General features: G+C 66.7%; 21 protein-coding genes. 13 read left to right on the top strand and 8 right to left on the bottom strand.

Annotation, left to right across the window (positions count from 1 at the left end):
• Positions 1 to 256: 256 nt before the first annotated feature.
• From AC1RJ5_RS12370 to AC1RJ5_RS12345, 6 genes are all read left to right on the top strand, one after another.
• Positions 257 to 2935: an Rne/Rng family ribonuclease gene (locus tag AC1RJ5_RS12370; protein WP_493113564.1), complete on the top strand. Its 2679-nt coding sequence runs from the start codon at positions 257 to 259 to the stop codon at positions 2933 to 2935.
• Between the two features lie 137 nt (positions 2936 to 3072).
• Positions 3073 to 4431 (top strand): M48 family metalloprotease, encoded by a 1359-nt coding sequence (locus AC1RJ5_RS12365; protein ID WP_269573624.1) that lies wholly within the window; start codon positions 3073 to 3075, stop codon positions 4429 to 4431.
• A 5-nt stretch (positions 4432 to 4436) separates the two neighbouring features.
• A complete protein-coding gene (locus AC1RJ5_RS12360; protein ID WP_493113562.1) occupies positions 4437 to 5219 on the top strand; it encodes a DsbA family protein in 783 nt (260 codons plus the stop codon).
• A 122-nt stretch (positions 5220 to 5341) separates the two neighbouring features.
• Complete coding sequence (locus tag AC1RJ5_RS12355; protein WP_269573626.1) at positions 5342 to 6292, top strand: ABC transporter ATP-binding protein; 951 nt, start codon at positions 5342 to 5344, stop codon at positions 6290 to 6292.
• Positions 6289 to 7062 (top strand): ABC transporter permease, encoded by a 774-nt coding sequence (locus tag AC1RJ5_RS12350; protein WP_269573627.1) that lies wholly within the window; start codon positions 6289 to 6291, stop codon positions 7060 to 7062. Before AC1RJ5_RS12355 ends, AC1RJ5_RS12350 begins: the two co-directional genes overlap by 4 nt.
• The gene (locus AC1RJ5_RS12345) at positions 7062 to 7718 is read left to right on the top strand and encodes an FABP family protein (protein WP_493113559.1); all 657 of its coding nucleotides are present in this window, start codon (positions 7062 to 7064) and stop codon (positions 7716 to 7718) included. Before AC1RJ5_RS12350 ends, AC1RJ5_RS12345 begins: the two co-directional genes overlap by 1 nt.
• Here AC1RJ5_RS12345 and AC1RJ5_RS12340 read toward each other — a convergent pair.
• A complete protein-coding gene (locus tag AC1RJ5_RS12340; protein WP_493113557.1) occupies positions 7715 to 8161 on the bottom strand; it encodes a MarR family winged helix-turn-helix transcriptional regulator in 447 nt (148 codons plus the stop codon). The genes AC1RJ5_RS12345 and AC1RJ5_RS12340 overlap by 4 nt on opposite strands.
• 55 nt (positions 8162 to 8216) lie before the next feature.
• Between AC1RJ5_RS12340 and AC1RJ5_RS12335 the strand changes: the two genes are divergently transcribed.
• Entirely contained in the window at positions 8217 to 9332 is a 1116-nt protein-coding gene (locus AC1RJ5_RS12335; protein ID WP_493113555.1) for an FAD-dependent oxidoreductase, read from the top strand.
• Here AC1RJ5_RS12335 and AC1RJ5_RS12330 read toward each other — a convergent pair.
• Entirely contained in the window at positions 9329 to 11191 is a 1863-nt protein-coding gene (locus AC1RJ5_RS12330; protein ID WP_493113553.1) for a CocE/NonD family hydrolase, read from the bottom strand. The genes AC1RJ5_RS12335 and AC1RJ5_RS12330 overlap by 4 nt on opposite strands.
• Before the next feature lie 56 nt (positions 11192 to 11247).
• Positions 11248 to 11991 carry a CPBP family intramembrane glutamic endopeptidase gene (locus AC1RJ5_RS12325; RefSeq protein WP_493113551.1) on the bottom strand — a complete coding sequence of 248 codons (744 nt, stop codon included), beginning with the start codon at positions 11989 to 11991 and terminating at the stop codon, positions 11248 to 11250.
• A 205-nt stretch (positions 11992 to 12196) separates the two neighbouring features.
• On the opposite strand from AC1RJ5_RS12325, the gene AC1RJ5_RS12320 reads away from it, so the two are divergent.
• Genes AC1RJ5_RS12320 through AC1RJ5_RS12310 form a run of 3 tightly spaced genes read left to right on the top strand, consistent with a single transcriptional unit; the run spans position 12197 to position 16089 of the window.
• Positions 12197 to 14476 carry a ferritin-like domain-containing protein gene (locus AC1RJ5_RS12320; RefSeq protein ID WP_493113549.1) on the top strand — a complete coding sequence of 760 codons (2280 nt, stop codon included), beginning with the start codon at positions 12197 to 12199 and terminating at the stop codon, positions 14474 to 14476.
• A gap of 13 nt (positions 14477 to 14489) precedes the next feature.
• The gene (bufB, locus tag AC1RJ5_RS12315) at positions 14490 to 15341 is read left to right on the top strand and encodes an MNIO family bufferin maturase (protein WP_493113547.1); all 852 of its coding nucleotides are present in this window, start codon (positions 14490 to 14492) and stop codon (positions 15339 to 15341) included.
• Positions 15331 to 16089, top strand: a complete 759-nt coding sequence (locus tag AC1RJ5_RS12310) for an HvfC/BufC N-terminal domain-containing protein (RefSeq protein ID WP_493113545.1) — start codon at positions 15331 to 15333, stop codon at positions 16087 to 16089. Before bufB ends, AC1RJ5_RS12310 begins: the two co-directional genes overlap by 11 nt.
• 63 nt (positions 16090 to 16152) lie before the next feature.
• On the opposite strand, the gene glpX is transcribed toward AC1RJ5_RS12310, so the two are convergent.
• Positions 16153 to 17118 (bottom strand): class II fructose-bisphosphatase, encoded by a 966-nt coding sequence (gene glpX / locus AC1RJ5_RS12305; RefSeq protein WP_269573636.1) that lies wholly within the window; start codon positions 17116 to 17118, stop codon positions 16153 to 16155.
• Between the two features lie 148 nt (positions 17119 to 17266).
• Between glpX and AC1RJ5_RS12300 the strand changes: the two genes are divergently transcribed.
• Positions 17267 to 17620, top strand: a complete 354-nt coding sequence (locus AC1RJ5_RS12300; RefSeq protein WP_493113542.1) for a hypothetical protein — start codon at positions 17267 to 17269, stop codon at positions 17618 to 17620.
• Positions 17621 to 17679: 59 nt separating this feature from the next.
• Positions 17680 to 17982 carry a hypothetical protein gene (locus AC1RJ5_RS12295; RefSeq protein WP_269573638.1) on the top strand — a complete coding sequence of 101 codons (303 nt, stop codon included), beginning with the start codon at positions 17680 to 17682 and terminating at the stop codon, positions 17980 to 17982.
• On the opposite strand, the gene AC1RJ5_RS12290 is transcribed toward AC1RJ5_RS12295, so the two are convergent.
• From AC1RJ5_RS12290 to AC1RJ5_RS12275, 4 genes are all read right to left on the bottom strand, one after another.
• Entirely contained in the window at positions 17979 to 19271 is a 1293-nt protein-coding gene (locus tag AC1RJ5_RS12290; protein ID WP_269573639.1) for a homoserine dehydrogenase, read from the bottom strand. The genes AC1RJ5_RS12295 and AC1RJ5_RS12290 overlap by 4 nt on opposite strands.
• Before the next feature lie 136 nt (positions 19272 to 19407).
• Entirely contained in the window at positions 19408 to 20358 is a 951-nt protein-coding gene (locus AC1RJ5_RS12285; protein WP_493113539.1) for an isopenicillin N synthase family dioxygenase, read from the bottom strand.
• A gap of 234 nt (positions 20359 to 20592) precedes the next feature.
• Complete coding sequence (locus tag AC1RJ5_RS12280) at positions 20593 to 21093, bottom strand: hypothetical protein (protein WP_342251575.1); 501 nt, start codon at positions 21091 to 21093, stop codon at positions 20593 to 20595.
• A 134-nt stretch (positions 21094 to 21227) separates the two neighbouring features.
• On the bottom strand, positions 21228 to 23099 hold the full coding sequence (locus AC1RJ5_RS12275; protein WP_493113537.1) for an esterase/lipase family protein: 1872 nt from the start codon (positions 23097 to 23099) through the stop codon (positions 21228 to 21230).
• A 216-nt stretch (positions 23100 to 23315) separates the two neighbouring features.
• Here AC1RJ5_RS12275 and AC1RJ5_RS12270 point away from each other — a divergent pair, with 216 nt between their 5' ends.
• Positions 23316 to 24548 (top strand): multidrug effflux MFS transporter, encoded by a 1233-nt coding sequence (locus AC1RJ5_RS12270; RefSeq protein WP_269573643.1) that lies wholly within the window; start codon positions 23316 to 23318, stop codon positions 24546 to 24548.
• The last annotated feature ends 16 nt before the right edge of the window (positions 24549 to 24564 follow it).

The raw sequence follows: 24564 nt of genomic DNA, 5'->3' as shown, positions 1-24564 counted from the left end.
GTTCAGGTTGACGCTCACATGAGGCAATTTCCGCAACGTCTGCACCGATTGGCCGAACCGGCCGGTCGCGTGATGGCGGCGGAGCCTGCGGACCACCGGTTCGCGCGTGCCCTGCGAGCAGCAGCAGTTTTCGAAACCCGCGAGACCGCAGCCGGCGAACCCGCCGGCCAGGGCCGCATTGTATGTCGCGCGCCTGCGCGAGCCCTCCGCAATCCAGATTCAGAGGGCTGGGGCCGGCGCGCCCGGAGAATCATAAATGACCATGCGTATGCTGATCGACGCACGCCACCGGGAGGAAACCCGCGTGGCCGTCGTCAAGGGAAGCCGAATCGAGGAGTTTGATTTCGAGTCCGCCGAGCGCAAGCAGCTCAAGGGCAATATCTATCTGGCCAAGGTAACCCGCGTGGAGCCGTCGCTCCAGGCGGCGTTCGTGGATTACGGTGGCAACCGCCACGGCTTCCTGGCCTTTAGCGAAATCCATCCCGACTATTACCAGATCCCCAAGGAAGATCGCGAAGCGCTGCTCCGCGAGGAAGCCGAGCATGCGGCCGAGGAAGCCGCGCTGCGCGCCGAGGAGGATGGCGACGACGACCACGACCATGACGACGAAGGCGGCGTGGAAGTGCTCGAGCGTCCGGTCGACGACGAGGACGGCGAAGGCGACAGCGAAGCCGATGCCGGCGAAGGCGAGGAAGCCCGCGAGGGCGGCCGTTCGCGCAAGCGCCGCGGCAAGGGCAATGGCGGCGAGGACAGCCCGGCCGAGGCCCTGCGCCAGCGCCGCATGAACCTGCGCCGCCGCTACAAGATCCAGGACGTGATCCGCCGCCGCCAGGTGCTGCTGGTCCAGGTCGTCAAGGAAGAGCGCGGCAACAAGGGCGCGGCCCTCACCACCTATCTCAGCCTCGCCGGCCGCTACTGCGTGCTGATGCCGAACACCGCGCATGGCGGCGGCATCTCGCGCAAGATCTCGTCGGCTGCCGACCGCAAGCGCCTCAAGGGCATCATGGCGGACCTCAAGCTGCCGCCGACGATGGGCTGCATCGTCCGTACCGCGGGCCTCCAGCGCACCAAGGTCGAGATCAAGCGTGACTTCGACTATCTGGCGCGCCTGTGGGACGGCATCCGCGAGGAGACGCTCAAGTCGACCGCGCCGGCGCTCGTCTATGGCGATTCGGATCTGCTCAAGCGCGCGATCCGCGACATCTATAATCGCGACATCGACGAAGTGATCGTCGAGGGCGAGGACGGCTATCGCCAGGCCAAGGACTTCATGAAGCTCCTGATGCCGAGCCACGCCAAGAAGGTGAAGCAATATGCCGACGCGGTGCCGCTGTTCCAGCGTGCCGGCGTCGAGGACCAGCTCTCGGCGATGTACAATCCCGTCGTCCAGCTGAAGAGCGGCGGCTATCTGGTGATCAACCCGACCGAGGCGCTCGTCTCGATCGACATCAACTCGGGTCGCTCGACGCGCGAGCACAATATCGAGCAGACCGCGACCGCGACCAATCTCGAAGCTGCGCACGAGATCGCCCGCCAGCTTCGCCTGCGCGACATGGCCGGCCTGGTCGTGATCGACTTCATCGACATGGATCATGGCTCGAACGTCCGTAAGGTCGAGAAGGCGATGAAGGAGGCGCTGAAGAACGATCGCGCCCGCATCCAGGTCGGTCGCATCTCGGCCTTCGGCCTGATGGAGATGAGCCGCCAGCGCCTGCGCACCGGCGTGCTCGAAGCCTCGACCGTGCAGTGCCCGCATTGCGAAGGCACCGGCCTGGTCCGCACCGCCTCGTCGGCCGGCCTGTCGGCGCTGCGCATGATCGAGGACGAGGCTGCCCGCGGCCGCGGCTCGGTGATCACGCTGCGCGCGAGCCAGGAAGCCGCCTTCTACGTGCTCAACAAGAAGCGCGCCGACATCGCCGAGATCGAGGACCGCTACGGCGTGACCGTCGAGATCCTGTCGGACGGCGAGCTCGAGGGCGCGCGCATGTCGGTCGAATGCTCCGGCCCGCCGCCGGCGCATGCCCCGAAGTTCGAGAAGCTGATCGAAGAGCCCGAGGACGACGACTACGTCGAGGAGATCGACGAAGAGGAAGAGGAGCTCGAGGAAGAAGCCGAAGCCGGCAATCGTCGCGAAGGTCGCGGCGAGCGCCGCGAGCGCGACGAGGATGGCGAGGGCCGTGGCAAGCGCCGCCGCCGCCGCCGTGGCCGCGGTCGTGGCCGTCGCGAGGAAGGCGAAGGCGCCGAGGGTGAAGCCGAGGCCGGCGAGGAAGTCGAAGCCGAAGGCGAAGTCGTCGAGGGCGAGGAAGCCTCCGCTGCCGCCGAGGGTGAAGGCCGTGAGGGCAACCGCAAGCGTCGCCGTCGTGGCCGTCGCGGCGGTCGCCGTGGCGATCGCGCCGAGGGTGCCGAGGGCGCCGAGGACGGCGGCGAAGACGTGGCCGAGGCTGCGGCCGAAGTCGCCGAGCCGGCCGAAGTCGCGCCGGAGCCGGCCGTCGAGGAAGCCGCGCCCGCCAAGCCGAAGCGCACCCGCAAGAAGAAGGTGGAAGCTGTCGAGGCCGAAGCCGCGCCTGCGGTCGAAGCGCCGGTAGAGGTCGTGGCCGAGCCGGTCGCCGAGGAAGCGCCGGCCAAGCCGAAGCGGACCCGCAAGAAGAAGGTCGAGGCCGTCGAAACCGAAGCCGCGCCTGCGGTCGAAGCGCCGGTAGAGGTCGTGGCCGAGCCGGTCGCCGAGGAAGCGCCGGCCAAGCCGAAGCGGACCCGCAAGAAGAAGGTCGAGACCGTCGAGGCGGAACCCGCCCCGGCAGTCGAGGCCACCCCGGTTGCCGAGCAGGCCGCGCCGGCGGAGTCGGTCGCAGAGGCTGATGCCGAAGCGGAAGGCGAAGGTGAAGGCGAGGACGGCACGCCGCGTCGCGGCTGGTGGCAGCGCACCTTCGGCGCCTGATCCGAGGGACTGAGAAAAAGGGGCGTCGGTCCGACAGGGACCGGCGCCCTTTTTCATGACTTCACACGCGGTTCATCGAGCCGCAGGCACGGCCAATGCCATTGATCGCCGGTGGAATTCGGAGGATACGAGGCCCCATGAAGCGCATCCTCGCCCTGCTCTCGGCCGCCTTGCTGCTCTGGATCCAGCCGGCTGTCGCCCAGTCGGTCCTGCGCGACGCCGAGACCGAGGCGCTGCTCAACGACATGGCCAAGCCGCTGTTCCTCGCGGCCGGCCTCTCGCCCGCCAATGGCAAGGTCGTGCTGATCCAGGACAGCTCGATCAACGCCTTCGTGGCCGGCGGCCAGATCGTCTATGTCCATTCGGGGCTGATCGACGCGGCCGACAGCGCCAATGAAGTGCAGGGTGTGATCGCGCACGAAATCGGCCATATCGTCGGCGGCCATGCCGTGTTCCAGAATGACGGCGGCTACACCAACATCTCGATCCTCAGCCTGTTGCTCGGCGTCGCGGCGATGGCGGCGGGCAGTGGCGAGGCGGGTACCGGCATCCTGATGGCCGGCCAGCGCGCCGCGATCGGCAAGTATCTCGCGTTCAGCCGTGTCCAGGAAAGCTCGGCCGATGCCGCCGGCGCCCGGTTCATCAACAGCGCCGGGATCAGCGGCAAGGGCATGCTGAGCTTCTTCAACAAGCTCACCGCCCAGATGCATCGCTACGGCTATTACAGCACCAATCCCGAGGTCGATCCCTTCGCCCAGACCCACCCGATGTCGCAGGACCGTGTGGAGACGCTCAAGGCCGACCTGATGAACGCGCCGAGCTGGAACAAGCCGCTCGACCAGGATCTCGAGCGCCGCTTCAAGCGCGTGCAGGCCAAGCTGCGCGGCTATGTCAGCGATCCCAAGGACACGCTGACCAAATATCCGACGAGCGACCAGTCGGTGCAGGCGCATTATGCCCGCGCCTATGCCTATCATAAGTCGGGCTATCCCGAGCAGGCGGCCGCGGAGACCCAGGCGCTGGTCAAGGCCGCGCCCAAGGATCCCTATTTCCTCGAGCTCGAAGGGCAGATCATGCTCGAATCGGGCGATCCTAGGGGCGCGATCGTGCCCCTGCGCGAGGCGACGTCGCTGTCCGGCAACCAGCCGCTGATCGCCGCCACGCTCGGCCATGCGCTGCTCGCTACCGAGGACAAGGCCAATCTGGAAGAAGCCGAGCGCGTGCTCAAGACGGCGGTGGCGCGCGACAATGACAATCCCTTTGCCTGGATGAACCTGGGCACGGTCTATGACCGCAAGGGCGACGAGCCGCGCACCGCGCTGGCCACGGCCGAGCGCGCGCATCTGATGGGCGATGTCGGCACGGCGCTGATGAGCTCGCGCGCGGCGATGTCGGGCCTGCCCCAGGGCTCGGCCGACTGGGTGCGCGCGCAGGACCTCAACATGGTCTCGCAGACCGCCTGGGACGAAATCCGGAAAAAGAAGAAGGACCGATAGAGGCAATGATCGAACGGCTTCTGCGGTCGCCGCTGGCGCTGGCCGGCGCGTTCGTGCTGTGCGCGCTGCTCGGTGCGGGCATCTTCGCGGGCATCCAGGCGCTGGTCCCCGGAATAGGCGCGCGGGGCGCGAGCGAACGCGCGATTCACGACTGGGTACTCGCCCATCCCGAAGTGCTTCTCGAATCCGTCGAGCGCTACAACCAGAAGCAGAGCGCCAATGCCGAGAAGGCTCAGGCCGACGCGGCAGCGGCTGCGGAAAAGCTCCTCCCCGCCGAGCGGCCGAAGCTTGAAGCGCCCTATGCCGGCGCCTGGGCGGGCAACCCGAACGGCGACGTCACGCTGGTCGCCTTCATGGACTATGCCTGTGGCTATTGCCGCGCCAGCCTGCCGGCGATCGAGGAACTGCTGAAACGCGATCCCAATGTGAAGGTCGTCTACCGCGAATATCCGGTGCTGGGGCCGGACAGTCTGGTCGCGGCGCGCTGGGCGCTGGCCGCGGCCGAGCAGGACAAGTTCCGCGCCTTCCACGACGCGCTGTTCGCGATGGACGGGCCGAGCGCCGCCAATGTCGAGGCGGCGGCCGGGAAGGCCGGGCTCGACATGGCCAAGGCCAGGCAGGTCATCGGATCGAAAGCGGTCGAGGGCGAGATCATCGCCAACCACAAGTTCGGCCAGAAGCTGGCGATGACCGGCACGCCGAGCTGGGTGGTCGGCGGCAAGCTGCTCTACGGCATGCGCGATTATGCCGGCCTCGCGGCGGCGGTGGCCGAGGCGCGGAAGAAGTAACGATATAAATCCTTCCCGAGCTCGCTGGGGGAGGATTTAAAGTCATCCGATTTTTGTACCGACCGGTTGCCGCGCCGCATCTGCGTGCCTAATTAGCGGGTCCTTTCCCGGCCGGGGGCATCATGACATCCATTCTTTCGATAAACGGCGTGAGCAAGACCTATGGCTCAGGCCACAAGGCGCTCGATCATGTCGACCTGGAGATCCGCCGCGGCGAGATCTTCGCGCTCCTCGGGCCGAATGGCGCGGGCAAGACCACGCTGATCTCGATCATCTGCGGTATCGTCACGCCGAGCACCGGCACGATTCTGGTCGATGGGCATGACGCGATCCGTTCCCCGCGCGAGGCGCGATCGAGGATCGGGCTGGTGCCGCAGGAGATCGCGGTCGACATGTTCTCGACTGTCGGCAGCGCACTGCGTTTCTCGCGCGGCCTGTTCGGCAAGGCGCCGAACCAGGACTATTGCGACCAGATCCTCAAGGACCTGTCGCTGTGGGACAAGCGCGATGCCAAGATCATGGAGCTGTCGGGCGGCATGAAGCGCCGCGTGATGATCGCGAAAGCGCTGTCGCACGAGCCCGACATCCTGTTCCTCGACGAGCCCACTGCCGGTGTCGACGTGTCGCTCCGCCGCGACATGTGGAAGATGATCGGCAAGCTGCGCGAGCGCGGCGTCACCATCATCCTGACCACCCATTACATCGAGGAGGCCGAGGAAATGGCCGACCGGGTGGGCGTGATCAACAAGGGCCAGCTGCTGCTGGTCGAGGACAAGGCCGAGCTGATGAAGAAGCTCGGCAAGCGCGAACTGGATCTCAGCCTGGTCGAGCCGATGGCAACGATCCCGGCGGGGCTGGAGGAATGGCATCTCAGCCTTGAGGATGAGGGCACGCGGCTGCGCTACACCTTCGATGCCCAGGCCGAGCGCACGGGCATTCCCTCGCTGCTGCGCAAGCTCGGCGAGATGGGCGTCGCGTTCAAGGATCTCGATACCTCCAAGTCGAGCCTCGAGGATATCTTCGTCGGGCTGGTCGAACAGCGCGAAACCTCCAATGAGGGAGCCGCGGCATGACCGGCATCAACTTCCACGGCATCTGGGCGATCTACAAGTTCGAGATGGCGCGCACGCTGCGCACGCTCTGGCAGTCGATCGCTACCCCGGTGATCACCACCTCGCTCTATTTCATCGTGTTCGGTGCCGGCATGGGAAGCCGCATCGCCGACATCAACGGCGTCACCTATGGCAGCTTCATCGTGCCCGGGCTGATCATGCTGTCGTTGCTCACCCAGAGCGTCGCCAATGCCTCGATAGGCATCTATTTCCCCAAGTTCACCGGCACGGTGTTCGAGCTGCTCTCGGCGCCGATCTCGGCGGTCGAGCTGGTGGTCGGCTTCGTTGGTGCTGCGGCGACCAAGTCGATGGTGATCGGCCTGATCATCCTGCTCACCTCGGGGCTGTTCGTGCCGCTGCGCGTCGATCATCCGCTGGCGATGCTTGCCTTCCTGTTGCTCACCTCGATCAGCTTCTCGATGTTCGGCTTCATCATCGGCATCTGGGCCAAGGGCTTCGAGCAGCTGAACGTGGTGCCGGCGCTGATCCTCACGCCGCTCACCTTCCTCGGCGGCAGCTTCTATCCGCTGAGCTTCCTGCCCGAGCCGTGGCGCACGGTCAGCCTGTTCAATCCGGTGGCCTATCTGATCAGCGGCTTCCGCTGGGCGTTCTTCGGCGATGTCGGCGATATCGACGTGCGCTGGAGCCTGGGCTTTGTCGTACTGTTCCTGGCCCTATGCCTTGGTCTAATCGTCACGATCTTCCGGACCGGCTACAGGCTCAAGAACTGATGACACCTTTCCCGCTGGATATCTTCACCGAGCCCGAGGACGTCGATCCCCACACGCTCGCCAACCTGGGCCCCCTGGCACCGCTCGCCGGTCGCTGGGAGGGGCGCAAGGGCATAGACCTCAACCCCAAGGCCGAGGGGCCGGAGCGGCGCGAGTTCATCGAGCGGATCGAGTGCGTGCCGATCGACCCGCAGGCCAACGGGCCGCAGCTCTTCTACGGGCTGCGCTATCATATCCACATCACCACCGAGGAAGAGGACATCACCTTCCACGATCAGGTGGGATATTGGCTGTGGGAGCCGGCCAGCGGCCTGATCCTGCAGACGCTGGCGATCCCGCGCGGCCAGGTGCTGCTTGCCAGCGGCAAGGGCGCGGCAGGCGACAGGACGATCCATGTCGAGGCGAAGCGTGGGCAGACCAGCTATGGCATCTGCTCGACCGACTTCCTCGAATATGCCTTCCGCACCGACGCCTATACGATCGACATCGCCTTCGCCGAGGATGGTGGCTGGAGCTACGACATCCACACCACGCTCGAAGTGAAGGGGCAGGGGCCGTTCGACCATCATGACCGCAATACCCTGCACCGGGTCGGCGTGGCGAAGCCGAATCCCTGGGTGCAGATCCTCGCGGCCAGGGGCGAGGCGGCGGCCTAGGCCTCCAGTGCGTCGAGGTTCGCCAGCACGCGCTGCATCAGCCCGACCAGCGTCGCCACCTCCGCCTCGGAAAGCCCGGCGGTGGCGTCGCGATTGCCCTCCTCCAGGACCTTGCGTCCGGCGGGCAGCTTGGCGCGGGCTTCCTCGGTCAGCGACACCAGGCTGCTGCGCCGGTCGCGCGGATCGGGCTCGCGCCGGATGATGCCGTCGCGCTCCATTCGCGCCAGTAATTGCGCCATGGTCGGCTGCTCGACCTTGGCCCAGCGCGCCAGCTCGCCCTGCGGCTTCGCCGATCCGTCGCGCAATGCAGTCAGTACCGGCAGCTGCGCCGTGGCGAAGCCCAGCGGCTTCAACCGCGCGTCACCGATCCGCGCCATCGCCCGCGCGATCCGGCTGAAGTAATGGCCCGGCATATGCGTTTCGGCGGCGAAGTCGATGGGCATTGCATAGCATCCTATGTTTAATGTATAGGCTCCTATGTAACTGGAGCGACTCACCATGACAACCAATCCTTCGATCGCGATCATCGGCGGCGGCCCCGGCGGGTTGATGCTGGCGCGGCTGCTGCGACGGGGCGGCCGTGCCGTCACTGTGTTCGAGCGCGATTCCCATGCCGGTGCGCGCCCGCAGGGCGGCTCGCTCGACCTGCATGCCGAAACCGGCCAGCGCGCGATGCGGCTGGCCGGGCTCGAGGCCGAATTCATGGCCGAGGCACGGCCCGAGGATCAGGGCGACCGGCTATATGACTCCGCCGGCAGGCTGGTGTTCGACCATGACGGTGCCGGGCATGACCGGCCTGAGATCGATCGCACGGCGCTGCGCACCATCCTGCTCGCCGCTCTGGCGCCGGGAACGGTGCGCTGGGGTGGCCCGGTCGAGGCGATCCTGCCGTCGGGCGCGGGCTGGGAGGTCATTGTCGACGGCAGGGCGCAGCGTTTCGACGTGGTTGTCGGCGCCGATGGAGTCTGGTCGCGGGTGCGGCCGCTGCTGTCCGACGCGGTGCCCGCCTATGAGGGCGCAACCCTGTTCGAGCTCGGCTTCGACGTGGAGCGCCATCCTCGGGTCGATGCGCTGACCGGCCATGGCAAGATGTTCGCGGCGGGCGACAACCGCCTGCTGATCGCGCAGCGCAATGGCGCCGGCCATATCCGCGGCTATGCCGGGCTGCGCGTCCCCGAAGCGACCGTGCAGGCCTGGCAGGCGCTGCCGATCGAGGAAGTTCGCGGGCTGGTGCTGGCCGAATTCGCCGGCTGGTCGCCCGAGCTGCAGGCGCTGATTGCCGAAGGCGATGCACTGGCGATACGGCCGATGGTGGCACTGCCGATCGGCCATCGGTGGGAGACCCGCCGGGGCGTCACGCTGCTCGGCGACGCCGCGCATGTGATGTCGCCGTTCAGCGGCGAGGGCGTAAACCTCGCGCTCGCCGACGCCGCCGACCTCGCCGAGGCGTTGCTCTCGAATGAGGGGTGGGAAGCAGTGGCGCGCTACGAGGCCGCGATGGCCGATCGCGCGGCGGTCGCGGCGGAGGGCGCCGCCCAGGGGCTGCGCCTCTCCATCTCCCCCGATGCGCTCGATGCGGTGCTCGAGCACTATCGGGAGCGCGTCCTCGCCTAGTTGCCGACCACCGGCAGCATGATCGCCGAGCCCGAGCACACCTTCTGCGTCGCCTTCTGGTAGTCCGCCGGCTTCGCCTTGTAGATGTTCGGCACGAAGGTTTGCGGGTTGCGGTCGATCATCGGGAACCAGCTCGACTGGATTTGCACCATGATCCGGTGGCCCTTCTTGAAGACATGATCATGGTCGCGCAGCGGGATCGACCAGTCGTTCACCTGGTTCGGCACCAGCGGCGTCGCCTTCTCGAACGACTGGAGATAGCGGCCGCGCTTCACTTCCATCGCGATCGGCAGCTGATAGCCGTTGAGGCCGCGCGCATAGGCGCCCGCGGCCGTCGGCGGCTTCTCGTAATCCTCGGGGAAGACGTCGATCAGCTTGACCACAAAGTCGCTGTCGGTCCCGCTGGTCGCCGCCATCAGGCTGGCGGTGATCGCGCCGGTCACGGTCAGGTCGGCATCGAGCGGAGCGCTGGTATAGCTCAGCACGTCCGGGCGATACTCGACGAAGCGCTGGTCCTCGGCTTCCCACCAGCGCCATTCGGGCGTGGCATAGGTCGCCGACATCGGCCGCGCACGGAACGGCACCGGGTTGGCGGGATCGGAGATATATTCGCGGCAACCCTCGCCCTGCGCCGGCGCGGTGAACGACATGCTGCCATCGGCGTGGAGATAGAGGCTCTTCTGGCTGGCACCGGCCAGCGGCCACTGGTTGTAGGTCTTCCACTGCCAGCTGCCCGACTGGAAGCTCTTCATCCGATAGTCCGGCTTGCTGCCCTTGCCGTGCAGCCAATAGGCGAAGAACGGCGCCTCCACCTCCTGCATGAACTGGGTGCCGCTATCGACGCCGAACGGGATGCGGCCCACGGCGTTGCCCGGCGAGCGCCAGCTGCCATGGTTCCACGGCCCGGCGACCATCAGCGCCAGGTTGTTGGGGTCGTTCTCGCGCTGCTTGTAGAAGATCTGCCAGCTGCCCCAGGGATCTTCCTGGTCCCAATATCCGGCGACGTTGAGCGTCGGCACGGTGGTCTTCTTCAGCGTGTCCGACCAGACCTGCTTCTTCCAGAATTCGTCATAATCGGGATGCTCGATCATCTGCTTGTAGAGCGGCACCCGGCCCTTGAAATACTTCTCCTCGATATCGGCGGGCGAGCCCGCCTTGAGGAACCATTCATAGGTGTCGTAGCGGTCGTACAGGTCGATGCCGTCATTGGTCTTGTCGGCCTGGAGGCTGTTCACCCAGTCGCTGGCATAGGTCAGCCGCATCGCGCCCCAGCGGTGCAGGTCGTCATTCTTCCAGTAATCGATCCACGCCGCCTGCGGGCTGATCGCCTTGAGCGCCGGGTGCGGCCGGGCGAGCGAGATCGCGGCGGTCAGGCCGGGATAGGACACGCCCCACATGCCGACCTTGCCGTTGTTCGGCTTCACATTCTTCACCAGCCAATCGACCGAATCATAGGCGTCGGTCGATTCATCGACGGCGTTCTTGCCGGTCTTGATCTCCGTGGAGAGGGTGAAGGGCCCGCCTTCCGAGGCGAAGCGGCCGCGCATGTCCTGGTTGACGAAGATATAGCTGTCCTTGGCCAGCGCCGCCCAGCTGAACGGCACGGTCCTGGGCGAGCGGCCCGAGGCACCATAGGGCGTGCGGCTGAGCAGGATCGGCAGCGGCCCGGTCTGGCCCCTGGGGCGCAGGATCACGGTATGGAGCTTCGTCCCGTCGCGCATCGGGATCATCGCTTCCTCGACGATGAAGGCACCGTCATCGGCCTGGGCCGCAGGAGCCGGTGCGGTCTGCTTCGCGGGAAGCGCGGCGAGTGGTGTGCCGGCGGCGACCGCCAGGGCAAAGAGACTGACCAACCGCATGCTAACCTCCCCAAGAAACTCGAATGCGGGAGGGGGTAATCGGTGTGTTGCCGCTGTCAATCGGTTCGCGGCCGAAAGCGCAGTCGCACGGCGGGGCGCAGCACCAGCGCATTCAGGTTCGCCATCAGGTGCAGCAGGATCGGCAGCATCAGGCCCCAGCTGCCGAGATAGAAGAGGGTGAACGCCGCGCCGCCGGCACCGGTCAGCACGATCCCCAGCCAGCCCTGGTAGCGATGGACCGCGGCGAAGATGGCAAGGGCGATCAGGAAAGCCGCCCAGGCTGGAACCCCGAACAGCACCAGCAGCAGCGGCAGGTAGAGCCGGAAATAGATTTCCTCGCTGATCCCGGCATTGAGCACCAGCGGCAGGATCGCCAGCAGCTCGGCGCGGTTGCGCGGCAGCATCGGGGTAAGGTCATAGCCTTGCCGCGCGCGGGGCGACGGACCGCGCAGCGCGATCCAGATGCTCAACAGGCTTCCCAGCGGCAGCCCGATCAGCAGGATGGGAAGGAGCGTCGGGTCGGCCATCGAGAAATAGGGCAACGCCCAGGCGAGCGCGGCGAATTCCTCCGGAAAGGACCAGATCGCGTCGATCCGGCCGAGCAGCGCCAGGCCGACCAGCGGAATGCCGAGATTGCTCAGGCAGCCATGCACTGCCCAGCGCAGATAGGTGTGCCGGCGATCGGCGCTGTCCTCGATCCCCCGGAAGCGATCGAAGCGGCGCCGGCCGCCCCGGTGGAGCCAGGCGAGCGCCGCCAGCGACACCGCCAGCAGTGCCGGCGCGATCAGCGCGTGCGTCATTCCCCCTCCGCCCATGCGAACAGGGATAGCGTGTGGCGGCGGCGGGGCAAGTTCTTCGAAGTTACGCAAGTAGAAAGTAAATCGAGTAGCAACCGTAACAAATAGTGCTTCCAACTATATCGGTTCTTTCGTCGATTGACGGAGCAATTGCATTGGTGGAACCCAATGGCATCGCAGTAATCTGTGAAGCTTGGGGGATATTGTCATGCATTTGACGCACAAGGCAGGCGAGCTTTCCGCGCGCCCTATTTCCTTCCTCGAAACCGACAAGCTGGTGGTGCGCTGGATCGCGCAGGCCGCGGTCAATGTCGAGCTGTTCACCATCCCGCTCTACATGACGTCGCTCTACTCGATCACCGGCATGCACCCGATCACCAGCCAGGGGAACAGCTTCTACAAGGGCCGGCAATGGCCCGGCGCCAAGACCAGCGCCTTCACCGACTACAAGCCGGGCAAGAAGGGCTGGGGCAACAAGAAGGCGTTCAACATCGTCTTCTCGGTGTTCATCCAGGAGATGCTCCACCTGCAGATGGCCGCGAACCTCGCCACCTCCATCGGCGCCGTGCCCAGCTTCACCGCGACCACGCTGCAGAGCGGCGACCATGGCTGGACCTGCTATGGCCCGTCGCTCACCGCGATCCCCGGCATTGTCGACCTGACCGACACCAACCGGTTCAAGGACGTGAAGGTCAATGTCGGCCCGCTCGACGAGGAGCGGATCAAGCTGTTCCTCGCGATCGAGCAGCCGCAGGAAACGGCGGAGCAGGATATCGTCCGCAACAAGGACCGCTATTTCCCCAAGGTGCCGTTCAAGTACGACACGGTGGCCGAGCTCGATGCCAACATCATGTTCGGCTCGATCGGCTATATGTACCAGTGCTACCGCGACTATCTGCTGATCCGCTACGCGGACGGCACGCGGCTCTGGGATCATGTGATGAACCCCGGCGGCCAGCAGAACGACCTGTTCAACAATTTCAGCTTTCCCGGCCATCCGATGCGCGAGTTCATGGGCTTCGAGACCACGATCGCGATGACCGATCCGGAGATCGCGCTCCGCCAAGCGCTCAACATGATGAACGCGATCACCGATCAGGGCGAAGGCGCCACGCTCGGTGCCCGCTATGACGAGAAGGGCCAGCGGCTCAATGACGGGAAGGCCAAGCTTGTCCAGGGCGACGTCAACCCGAGCTATTGCCCGAACCGCGACGCCCTCGCCTCGGATTATCCGAGCTACTCGATGGAAGGGAAGCTGATCCCCTCGTCGGATGCTGCGGCGCGTGCCGACAATGACGGTGTCGATCACTATACCCGCTTCCGCGAGATCGAGGATATCCGCGGCAGCGGCGGGCTCGAGACCTGGAACCAGTCTCCCAAGGTCGGCAAATGGGCCGCCGCGGATCTCACCACCGAAGGCTATGATCCGAACGACAACCCCTATGGCCTGCCCACGCCCGAGGCGATTGCCGGCGCGCTCAATGCGCTCAACAATGGCGGCGACGCCGCAGCCAATTTCCAGAAGATGAGCCAGGCGGTGTGTGGCGCGATCAAGGGCGTCACCACCGTGCTCGACAATTACTGGAACCCGGCCGGCGCCACCGTGTCCTTCCCCTTCCCGTCAATGGCCGGATCGGGCGACCGCATGTCGACCGCCTGGGCGGTATTCGGCAAGACGCCGGACCTTTCGGTCGGCGTCGGCGAGCCGGACAAGTACATCGTCAACCACGCCTGCCAGGGACTCGATGTCGAGGAAACCAGCGGGAAATGGGGCGCCAATGCCTGCGCCGAGACTTCGATCTACCACACCTGCCGCGGCTCGAACCTGTGCAAGGGCCAGGGCGGCTGCGGCTTCGTCCAGCTGACCAGTGGCGGCGGCAGCTGCGGCGGGGCGAGCAGCGGGTGCGGTTCCGCCTCGAAGACCTCGAACGCGCCCAAGGCCAATCCGGTGGCGAGCGGCAGCTGCGGCACGCCGACCACGGTCAAGGGCGGCGGCTGCTCGGCGGTGACGATCCGGACCTATGGCGGCCTGTGCGGCACGCCGACTCCCTCGCCTTCGCCCACCCCGACGCCGAGCGGGCCGATGTATACGGCGCCCAGCGACAATATCTGCGGCGGGTTCGGCGGCTGCGCAGTGCCGATCTCGGCAATGCAGCTCTATCCCAAGTCGGGCACGATGGAAGTCTGGGCACTGGTCGGCAGTTCGAAGCCGGTGCTGTGCGGTGCGCCCAAGGCCCAGGCCGACAAGAATCTGTGCGGTACCCCTTCACCTTCGCCGACGCCCACCCCCCCGGGCTGCGGCGCGCCTTCCTCGAAGAAGATCGCCACGATCGACTTCAAGGAAGGCGATAAGGTGGAAGACATCGCCTTCCAGGCGTTTGCCAAGGTGGTGGCGTTCAAGGTCAATGGCGATCCGGACAAGCCGGTCGAGGGGCTGGTCCAGCAGCCGCCGAACGACCTGCGCCTCGCCTATCCGCCCTCGACCTAGGAGCTGCAGGAGGATGACGCAGCCCCGGCTCGGCCTGCCCAATCCCGGCGACGGGCTGGGGCTGCGCGAGGAGCATTTTCCGCATCTGATGTCGACGCCCCCGGAGAATTGGGGCATCGACTGGTTCGAGGCGATCACCGAGAACCTGCTCGACAATCACGGCTGGGGCATGCGCGTGTTCGAGCATGTCGCGGCGCATCGGCCGGTGGTGCTCCACGGCGTGTCGCTGTCGATCGGCAGCACCGCGCCGCTCGACATGGCCTATCTCGGCAAGCTGCGCGACCTTGCCGAGCGCTTCCGGCCGCTCTGGGTCTCCGATCATCTCTGCTGGACCGGGGTGCAGGGGGTGAACAGCCACGACCTGCTGCCCCTGCCGTTGACCGAGGCGGCGCTGGCGCATGTCGCTGATCGGGTGCTTGCTGTGCAGGATTTCCTCGGCCGCCCGCTGATCGTCGAGAACCCCAGCACCTATCTCGAGTTCCGCGCCAGCCAGATGCCCGAGGCGGAGTTCCTCGCCCGGCTGTGCGAGCGCACCGGCTGCGGGCTGCTGCTCGACGTCAACAATGTCCATGTCTCGAGCTTCAACCACGCGCTCGATCCGTTCGAATATCTCGACGCGATCCCGGCCGACCATGTCGTCCAGGTCCATCTCGCCGGGCCGAGCGATCATGGCACCCATCTGATCGACACGCATGATGCGCCGGTGCCCGACGCGGTGTGGCCGCTCTATGCGCATGTCTGGGAGCGCTGCGGCCCGGTCGCGACGATGGTCGAGTGGGATGCCAATATCCCGGCCTTCGACGTGGTCGCAGGCGAACTGGCCAAGGCGCGGCGCGTGCGCGAAGGGCTGCCGCTTGCCGCCTGAACCCGAGTTTGCCGGTCTCCAGGACTGGATGCAGGAAGCGATCCTCGCCGCGTCCGACCAGGGCGCGCGCGACCATGTCCGCGGCGACAACCGCCTCACCGCCGAGGACCGCATCCATATCTATGCTCGCAGCTATCGCCAGCGGCTGGTCGAGTGCCTGGAGAGCGAATATCCGCTGCTCGCCGCGCTGGCCGGGCCGACGGCGTTCCAGCTCTTCGCCCAGGGCTATATCGCGGCATACCCATCTCACAGCTACACGCTTTACGATTTCGGCGCCCGCTTCGCCGACTGGCTCGAAGCGGCGCGGCCACCGGGCAATCCCCAAGCGGTAGAGGCGATCCCTGGCGCGCTTGCGCGGATCGAGCGGACCAAGGCGGAAGTGCACCGCGCGCGTGGGGTGGAGGGCGCAGGACCGGCCTGGCCCGGCATCGATCCGGCGATCGCGGAGCTGCTCGCCATGGCCGGTACCCGGCACTTCTACCGGCCGGACAGCATGCGCCTGCTCGCACTGCCCTTCGACTTCAGCGAGATGCTCGCCGGCGGCGAGCCGATTCCGCCCAGGCCCGATCCGACGCTGCTTGCCGTGGCGCGGGCGAACTACCGCGTTTCCTGCCTGCCGCTCGAGCCCTGGCAATATGACTGGCTGGCGCTGCTGCCGGACGATCCCGCGCAAGCGGTGCCGGCGGATGCCGCCGTGGCAAGCTGGCTACCCTTCGCAGTGGCGCAGGGCCTGGTGGCGAGCGCCTGACTCACTCCTGCCGGCTCCCCGGCGAAAGCCAGGGAGCTGTGGGGCCGGCCGAACCGCCAGCCCTTACAGCCGGTGTTCGCCCTTCACCCAGCGCACCGTGCCCGAATGCGCGCGCATTACCACGCTCTCGGTGGTCATCTTGGTGGCGAAGCGCTTCACGCCCTCGAGCAGCGAGCCGTCCGTGACACCCGTCGCCGCGAAGATGCAGTCGCCCTTGGCCAGCTCGGTCAGGTCATAGATCTTGTCGAGATCCTCGATGCCCCATTTGCGCGCGCGCTGGCGCTCGTCGTCGTTGCGGAACACCAGCCGGCCCTTGAACTGGCCGCCGACGCAGCGCAGCGCCGCGCAGGCGAGCACGCCCTCGGGGGCGCCGCCCTGGCCCATATAGACGTCGATCGTGGTCTCGGGATCGGTGGTGGCGATCACGCCGGCCACGTCGCCGTCGCCGATCAGCACCACGCCGCAGCCGATGTCACGCAGTTCGGCGATCAGCTTCTCGTGGCGCGGGCGGTCGAGCACGCAGGCGATGATCTCGTGGGGCTGCACGCCCTTGGCCTTGGCGATCGCGCAGACATTCTCGGTCGGGGTCCTGGTGAGGTCGATCACGCCCTCGGGATAGCCCGGGCCGACCGCGATCTTGTCCATGTACACGTCCGGCGCGTTGAGCAGGCCGCCCTTCTCGGCGACTGCCAGCACGGCCAGCGCGTTCGGCCCGGCCTTGGCGCAGATCGTGGTGCCTTCGAGCGGATCGAGCGCGATGTCGATCGCCGGGCCCTTGCCCTGCGCCGCGCCGACCTTCTCGCCGATGAACAGCATCGGCGCCTCGTCGCGCTCGCCCTCGCCGATCACCACGGTGCCGTCGAGATAGAGCTTGTTGAGGGCGTCGCGCATCGCCTCGACCGCGGCGGCATCGGCCGCCTTCTCGTCGCCGCGCCCGACCAGGGTGGAAGCGGCGATCGCCGCCGCTTCGGTCACGCGTACCATTTCGAGGACGAGGACACGGTCAAGGGCGTGGCTGGGCTGAGTCATGGGGTACCCCGGTGATTGGACTTGGGGCGGCGATTAGGCAGCGCCGTGGCGCTTGTCGATGCCGCTAACGTTGTCAGGCCGGCACTGCTCCCAATTCCGCCACAACATGGCGCTAGCGTAACGAAATCCGGGGGCGGAGGACGTGCAGATGCTGGTGATCGCGTTGCTGTTGCTTGCCCAGGACCATGCCCCGACACCCGCCGAGGTGCTGGCGATGCACCGCGAGCGCTGGTCTGCCAATCCGGCTTGCCAGCGTGCCCGCGACGAGAGCGAGATCGTCGTCTGCTCGCGGCGCGAGGCGGACCGGTACCGCGTGCCGCTAGAGACGACCTATAATGGCCCGGACACCGATCAGGGCCGCCTCGACCGGTTGTTCGATCGCGCCGATGGCAGCCTGCCCTGCGGCCAGGGCGCCTTCACCGTGCGCTGCGGATCGGTGGGCGTCACCGCCACGGTCAGCGCGCGCGGCGTGCGCTATGTCCGCCGCGACCTCGCCCCCTGAGGGACCCGGACGGCGGGACGTGCGTTGGGCGCGATGAACCCGCTTCGGAGAGTCCTGTTATGCTGCTGCTCGTCGCCCTCACCCTGTCCGGTGCCACGCCCGCGATCGATCCGCAGCGCCGCCGGGCCAAGGCGCGGGTGACGCGGGTCACCCGCATCCCGGCCAGCGCCCGGCCGGTGGCGGCGATCCCGATCGTAAAGGTCGATCCCAACCAGCGCTACCGCCTGCCGCTGCCCAGCACCGAGATCGCCGATGCCAAGGGCGATGCGGTGCGCAACACCGGCATGGCGTGCGGCACCACCGGTGCGCCGGTCTGCCCGAGCAAGGGGAAGGCGCTGGTGAAGACCAGCCTGAGCGATTAACCGCCCAGGATGTGCATCCACATCGGCTCGCCGGTCAGGCTGGCCGAGCCGCGCAGCTTGTCGAGCGCCTGCGCCACCGCGCGTTCCGGCCCTTCATGCGTGACGATCGCCACCAGCACGCTGCCATCGGGATTGGCGCCGCGCTGCATCAGGCTCTCGATCGAGACGCCGGCATCGCGCATCGCCGCGGCGATCTCGGCGAGCACGCCCACCTTGTCCGCCACGGTGAAGCGCACATAGGCGCGGCCGGTCCGCTCGCCGGTGTCGGCGGCACCCGGCGCGGCAAGCGCCGCGGCCGGCATCGCATAGGGCGGACCGAATTCGCCGCGGGCGATGTCGATCAGGTCGGCGACCACGGCGCTTGCCGTCGGGCCGTCGCCCGCGCCCGCACCCTGGAACAGCAGCCGGCCGACGAAATTGCCCTCGGCCACCACCGCGTTGGTCGAGCCGGTCACATGCGCCAGCGGATGGCTCAGCGGCACGAGGTGCGGGTGGACGCGCTGGAACAGCCCGCCGCTGCCGGCATCGGCCACGCCGAGCAGGCGGATGCGATAGCCCAGCGACGCCGCCTCGGCGATGTCGGCGGCCAGCACATGGCGCACGCCGGTGATCGCCACCTGGTCGAACGCCGGCTGGGTGCCGAAGGCCAGGCTGGCGAGGATCGACAGCTTGTGCGCGGCATCGACGCCGTCGATGTCGAAGCTCGGATCGGCTTCCGCATAGCCCAGCCGCTGCGCCTCGGCGAGGATCTCGGCGAAGTCGCGGCCCTCGGCCTCCATCTTGGACAGGATGAAATTGCAGGTGCCGTTGAGGATGCCGTAGACGCGGGCGATCTCGTTGGCGGCGGCGCCTTCGCGCAGCCCCTTGATCACCGGCACGCCGCCGGCCACCGCGGCTTCGAACTTGAGCGCCAGCCCGGCGGTCTCGGCGGCATTGGCGAGCTCGAGCCCGTGATGCGCGATCATCGCCTTGTTGGCGGTGACGAAGCTCTTGCCCCCGGCGAGCGAGGCGCGGGCGAGGGTAAGTGCCGGGCCGTCCGACCCGCCGACCAGCTCGACGACGACATCGGCCTTGGGATGGCGCGCCAGCTCGGCGGTGTCGTCCACCCAGTCGAAGCGGGTGATATCGACGCCGCGATCCTTGGCGCGGTCGCGGGCGGATACGGCGACCACTTCGATCGGCCGGCCGGCGCGGCGGGCGATGAGCTCCGCATTCGCGTCGATCAGGCGGATCACGCCCGCCCCGACGGTGCCAAGGCCAGCAAGTGCGATACGAAGCGGTTCGGTCATCTATCTCTCTCACGAAAAGAAAAGCCCCTCCCCTTCAGGGGAGGGGTTGGGGGTGGGGGACGTCTCGCAGAGACTTGCGCCCGCGGATAGGCCCCACCCCAAGCCCCTCCCCCGAGGGGGAGGGGCTTTCAAGATACTATTTCTTGATCAGCCCGATCTCGACCAGCCGCTCGAACAGATAGTCGTGCGCGGTGATCGGCGTCGGATAGCGGTTCGGATTCTCGTCCGTGATCGTCGACGGCAGCGTCTCGATCAGGAAGTCCGGCGCCGGATGCAGGAAGAAGGGCATCGAGTAGCGCGGCGTGCCGCGGCGCTCGACCGGCGGGTTGACGACGCGGTGCGTCGTCGAGGGCAGGTAATGGTTGGTCAGCCGCTGCAGCATGTCGCCGACATTGACCACCATCGCGCCTTCGGGCGGCTTGACCGGCAGCCAGCGGCCGTCCTTGTCGAGCAGCTCGAGGCCTGCTTCCTCGGCGCCGAGCAGCAGCGTGATCAGGTTGATGTCCTCATGCGCGCCGGCGCGCACTTCGGGAGCATCGGCTGGCACCGGCGGATAGTGGAGCAGGCGTAGCACCGAATTGCCGTCCTTCACCGCGCGGTCGAACCAGTGCGGCTCGAGGCCGAGATAGACCGCGATCGCCGAGAGCAGCCGGTCGCCGGCATCGTCCAGCGCCTGGAACAGCTTGAGGAAGGTCTCCTTGAAGCCTTCCGGCGCGTGCGGCCAGATGTTCGGCGCCATCTGCTCCTCGAAGCGGTGGCCCTTGGCCAGCTCGCGGCCGATATGCCAGAATTCCTTCAGGTCGACATGCGTCGCGCCCTTGGCGATCTCGGTCTTGAACGGCGTCAGGCCACGCGCGCCGCCGCCGCCGGGAATATGATATTGGCGCTTCTCTTCCTCGCTCAGCGCGAAGAATTCCTTGGTCTTCGCCCAGGCGCGATCGATCAGCTCCTGCGGCACGCCGTGATCGGCGACCATCGCGAAGCCGAAGCGGCGGAACGACTGGCCGAACTTCTGGGCGAACCCCTCAGGGTCGTTCGCCTGCTCGGCCATCGAGACGAGAGGCACCTCGTCGAGAATAGTAGCCATTTTATCGAGTCTCCTTGGCGGTCAGTTAGACCCGCCGATACCGGCGCGACAAGAGGCGCCCCGGCGCCGCCATGACTCGATCGGCCGCCGCGCGAATTGCGCGGGGTCAAAGCGCTATGCGCCCAACCCGCTTCCCCGGCGAAAGCCGGGGCCCAGGGTTTCTCTGCCGTGTCGCTCTGTTACCCTGGCCCCCGGCTTTCGCCGGGGAACAGCCAGGCGGCGAACCGCCCAGCTCTAGCTCCCGACAATCACCATCTTGCCGCTGGTCTTCGCCCCGCCGTCCGCCGAAAGATCGATGGTGAAGCTCTCGCCATCATCGGTGGTGCCGGCGAAGCCATTGCCCTTCTCGTTGAACTTGAAGCCCTTGTCGGTCAGCTTCTCGCGGAACCAGCCCTGCACCTTGGCAAGGTCGGCGGGGCTGGAGAAGGCGGCGGTCACCTTGCCTTCGTCCTTCTGCTTGCCGGCATGGTCCGTAGCATCGACGTTGAAGCTGGTGATCGTCGAATTGGGATAGAGCTTCACGCCGTCCATGTCGAAATTCTCGGCGGTCATCTTGATGTTCGGGACCTTGAAGCTGCCCTCGAAGCCGTCGCTCTTCACCGATACGGCGCCGTTGTTCATCGCGAACACAGCATTGTCGCCATCGTCCGAATGCGCGTTGATCGAGATCGAGGTACCCTCGCCGCCGCAGGCGGCAAGCGCGAGGGGAAGGAGCAGCAGCGGCAAATAACGCATCGACCAGTCTCCAGCGTATTATCTACGCAACACACTAGCGGAAGCATGCCGGCAGCGCAACAGGGCGTGGCGCTGCGGCGCGGCGATGGAAGAGCCATGCCAGCCAATAGTCATTCCTGAAAGTTGGCCCGGCGCTATGGGGTGCGGGATTTGGGGCCTTCCAGCTTGATCCCGGCCGGCCGAACCCCCGGTCCCTTCGCGATCCTTGGCATCACGAAGTCGGAAAACACGCCGCCGCTGGCCATGGCGTCGTACAGGATGTTCATCCTGGCGGTGTCCGCAATCGTCCAGAGCGCCGACGGCACCGGGGTGAAGCCGTCATTGAAGTCCAGCGAATAGCATCTGGGAACGCCATGGGTGCCGGCGAGGGCCGAGAACTCCACGCCCTTGCGCTCGACAATATGCTTGTTGAACTGCGCGACGGCGCCCGTCCGCATCTCGCGCAACGCCTCGACCGGCTTGCCGATGGCCTCCAGGGGCGCGCTCATCACGTCGGCGCAGGGGCTGCCCAGATTCGGCGTTCCCAGCATCAAAAGGTGGGCGACCTGCGGCTTGCCATCGGGGTAGATCGGCATCGACAGGTGAATATATTGCCGCGCCACCAGACCCCCCATCGTATGCGCGACGATATCGACGTGCCAGGCATTGGAGAATTCCTGCGCATAGCGGATATAGCGCGTCAGTTCCGCGGCATTCTGGCTGATCGTCTTGGTGGGCTTCAGCGACGTCGCGCTCTCGCCCATGTCCATCTTCCCATTGCCCGGCCTCTCGCCGACCGCGAATGCATTCCAGCCGGCATAGTGCGTTTCGTTGAGCATGGAGGGCCAGGTTCTCCACATCGACCAATCGGCCCAGTAGCCATGGACCAGCACGAGCGGCCTGGGCGCCAGATTCAGATTCCGTGAGAGGTCGTCGATCTTCTTGTTGTTGTCCCAGATTTCGGCCTTGATCGACTGGCGGTGCTTCGGGCGGCCGTCATCGTACCAGGCGTGGCCCGATGTATCCCAAAGGAAATCGACGGTTTTCTCCTCGCCGGCCGGGACGTTGAAAGAGACCTGCTTCAGCAGCTTGGCCGGGCCTTCCGGCATGTTCTTTCCTGGCTGATCCCTGTCCTTGAACATCAGCGTGGCCGACTGGTCCTCGCCCGAGTCATTGGCGACGATCGCTCGCATCCGCACGATGTTGCCGTCGACCGTTGTGGTTTCGGGCGTCACCTCCCGCCATGCTTCCCAGAGCGGGAACTTCATGTCCTCGAACTTGAGGTCCACCAGGCGCAACGGCGTGCCGCACCGCCGGAGATCCCAGACAAGCGTATCGGTGACGTTGCCATACTTCTTCGAATAGCTGCCCGACAGATGGTCGAGGTTGGAGAGCGGCACCCGGTGCGAGCCGTCGGTGGAGAAGGAGATGGGGTCGGTGCGGCCTTCGACGGGCGGTACGTTGGTGGTGCCGCCCTTCTTGGGATAGCACTGGCCGCTGTAGCTGCTCGAGCTCGACCCGGTGGTGGTCGAATGCAGCGCGGGCACGGATATGCCGATCGAATAGGCGCCGTTCGCGCTCATCGTGACGCTGACGTTCGCCTCGACGCCGGGGGTGCTGGCGCGGATTTCCCGTTGCGTGGTGAAGGAGCCTGACATCGTCCGCGGCTGGCGCTCGCCGCTGCACACGGCCTGATCCGTAGACGAACGGCTTTCGGAGAAGCTGAGCAGCGAGCTCGCATTGGCTGTGGCGACGCTGTAGCCGCGCCGTTCGGCCGTCTCGCGCACCCTGATCCGCGCCGAATAATCATAGTTCGTCGTCGAATTGGAGGTCTGGATGCCCTTGCCGGCGATCCGTGGCGCGGATTTGGACAGCGTACTCATTTGCTTCCGCGTGAATTGGACCGACCCCGACCATCCTCTGGGGCATTGGGCGGCGCCTGGCGTTCCGGCGGGTGCCGGCGGGTTCGCCGCGCTGGTGAGGATCAGGCCGAAAGCCAGGGACGGGATAAGGCGCAGCTTGTTCATCGGCTCCCTCGAACGCGGTAGGTCTGGCGTCGGCCGGCGCATTGGCCGCGGCGATCCCGATGTACCTTTCGTCCGGGCTACTATGGGCCCTGGCATCGACCAAGCAGGGCGCGGGCCCCTGGTCGCCGGAATGGCGACCTTGGGCGCAAGGACGGACGCATGCCGGCAATGCAACAGGGGGTGACGTAGCGGCGAGGATGCGCCATTTGCGCGGCTATGGAAGAGCCGCACCTCACAGCAAGCGCCCAGAACAAGGCGCCGCTCGCGTTCGGCGAGTTCGTCAGCCTCGTCGCCGCGATGATGGCGCTCACCGCGCTCGGCATCGATTCGATGCTGCCTGCCCTGCCGGCGATCGGCCACAGCCTGGGCGTGGCCGAGCCCAATCATCGCCAGTACGTCATCACGGCCTTCCTGATCGGTTTCGCCGTCGCCCAGCTTGCCTATGGCCCGCTGTCGGATCGCTTCGGGCGCCGCCCGGTGCTGGCGATCGCGCTCACTTCCTATGTGGTGACCAGCGTGGTCGCCGCTGCCTCGGGCAGCTTCACCCTGTTGCTGATCGCCCGCGCCGCGATGGGCGCGTCGGCGGCGGGTGCACGCGTCGTATCGGTGGCGCTGGTGCGCGACTGTTTCGCCGGCCGCGCGATGGCGCGGGTGATGAGCCTGGCCTTTATCGTCTTCATGGCGGCGCCGATCGTCGCGCCCAGCCTGGGGCAGCTGATCCTCTACGCCGGTTCCTGGCGGCTGATCTTCTGGGCGATCGGCGGTGTCGCGGCCGCGGTGGTGCTGTGGTTCTGGCTGCGCATGCCCGAGACGCTGGACCAGGAGAGCCGCCTCTCGCTCAACCCGGCGCGCATCGTCGCCGATTACGGCCTGATGCTGCGCGATCGCCAGGCGGTGGGCTACACGATCGGCATCATGCTGCTCTCGGGCGGCATGTTCGGCTTCATCGGCTCGGTGCAGCAGGTGATGGAGGACGTGTTCCACGCGCCCGGGCTGCTCGCGGTGGTCTTCCCCTGCGTCGCCTCGACCATGGCACTCGGCTCCTTCCTCAATTCGCGGCTGGTGATGAAGGTCGGCATGCGCCGGATTTCGCACACGGCGCTGGCGGGCATGATCGCCTTTGCCGCGGTCCACCTTGCCATCGCCCTGGCCGGCTTCGAATCGATCTGGAGCTTCACGGTGCTCCAGGCGCTGATGATGGGCTGTGTCGGCCTCTCCACCTCGAACTTCTCGGCGATGGCGATGGAGAAGATGGGCGAGATCGCCGGCACCGCGTCCAGCCTCCAGGGCTTCGTCACTACGCTCGGCTCGGCGGTGATCGGCGCGGCGATCGGCCAGGCGTTCGATGGCACCACCGTGCCGCTCTACGCCGGATTCCTGCTTATGGGGGTCATCGCTTTCGTGGTAGTAGCGGTGACCGAGCGCGGACGCATGTTCCGCCCCGGCTAGGGAACGCTCGGGCGCC

The organism is Sphingomonas sp. GW822-FHT03G08, assembly GCF_058801135.1.
This window is presented reverse-complemented; position numbering and strand designations above follow the sequence as displayed.

Coding starts and splice junctions, on each gene's coding strand:
- AC1RJ5_RS12370 (WP_493113564.1), top strand. CDS start 257: ATGACCATGCGTATGCTGATCGACGCACGCCACCGGGAGGAAACCCGC.
- AC1RJ5_RS12365 (WP_269573624.1), top strand. CDS start 3,073: ATGAAGCGCATCCTCGCCCTGCTCTCGGCCGCCTTGCTGCTCTGGATC.
- AC1RJ5_RS12360 (WP_493113562.1), top strand. CDS start 4,437: ATGATCGAACGGCTTCTGCGGTCGCCGCTGGCGCTGGCCGGCGCGTTC.
- AC1RJ5_RS12355 (WP_269573626.1), top strand. CDS start 5,342: ATGACATCCATTCTTTCGATAAACGGCGTGAGCAAGACCTATGGCTCA.
- AC1RJ5_RS12350 (WP_269573627.1), top strand. CDS start 6,289: ATGACCGGCATCAACTTCCACGGCATCTGGGCGATCTACAAGTTCGAG.
- AC1RJ5_RS12345 (WP_493113559.1), top strand. CDS start 7,062: ATGACACCTTTCCCGCTGGATATCTTCACCGAGCCCGAGGACGTCGAT.
- AC1RJ5_RS12340 (WP_493113557.1), bottom strand. CDS start 8,161: ATGCCCATCGACTTCGCCGCCGAAACGCATATGCCGGGCCATTACTTC.
- AC1RJ5_RS12335 (WP_493113555.1), top strand. CDS start 8,217: ATGACAACCAATCCTTCGATCGCGATCATCGGCGGCGGCCCCGGCGGG.
- AC1RJ5_RS12330 (WP_493113553.1), bottom strand. CDS start 11,191: ATGCGGTTGGTCAGTCTCTTTGCCCTGGCGGTCGCCGCCGGCACACCA.
- AC1RJ5_RS12325 (WP_493113551.1), bottom strand. CDS start 11,991: ATGACGCACGCGCTGATCGCGCCGGCACTGCTGGCGGTGTCGCTGGCG.
- AC1RJ5_RS12320 (WP_493113549.1), top strand. CDS start 12,197: ATGCATTTGACGCACAAGGCAGGCGAGCTTTCCGCGCGCCCTATTTCC.
- bufB (WP_493113547.1), top strand. CDS start 14,490: ATGACGCAGCCCCGGCTCGGCCTGCCCAATCCCGGCGACGGGCTGGGG.
- glpX (WP_269573636.1), bottom strand. CDS start 17,118: ATGACTCAGCCCAGCCACGCCCTTGACCGTGTCCTCGTCCTCGAAATG.
- AC1RJ5_RS12300 (WP_493113542.1), top strand. CDS start 17,267: ATGCTGGTGATCGCGTTGCTGTTGCTTGCCCAGGACCATGCCCCGACA.
- AC1RJ5_RS12295 (WP_269573638.1), top strand. CDS start 17,680: ATGCTGCTGCTCGTCGCCCTCACCCTGTCCGGTGCCACGCCCGCGATC.
- AC1RJ5_RS12290 (WP_269573639.1), bottom strand. CDS start 19,271: ATGACCGAACCGCTTCGTATCGCACTTGCTGGCCTTGGCACCGTCGGG.
- AC1RJ5_RS12285 (WP_493113539.1), bottom strand. CDS start 20,358: ATGGCTACTATTCTCGACGAGGTGCCTCTCGTCTCGATGGCCGAGCAG.
- AC1RJ5_RS12280 (WP_342251575.1), bottom strand. CDS start 21,093: ATGCGTTATTTGCCGCTGCTGCTCCTTCCCCTCGCGCTTGCCGCCTGC.
- AC1RJ5_RS12275 (WP_493113537.1), bottom strand. CDS start 23,099: ATGAACAAGCTGCGCCTTATCCCGTCCCTGGCTTTCGGCCTGATCCTC.
- AC1RJ5_RS12270 (WP_269573643.1), top strand. CDS start 23,316: ATGGAAGAGCCGCACCTCACAGCAAGCGCCCAGAACAAGGCGCCGCTC.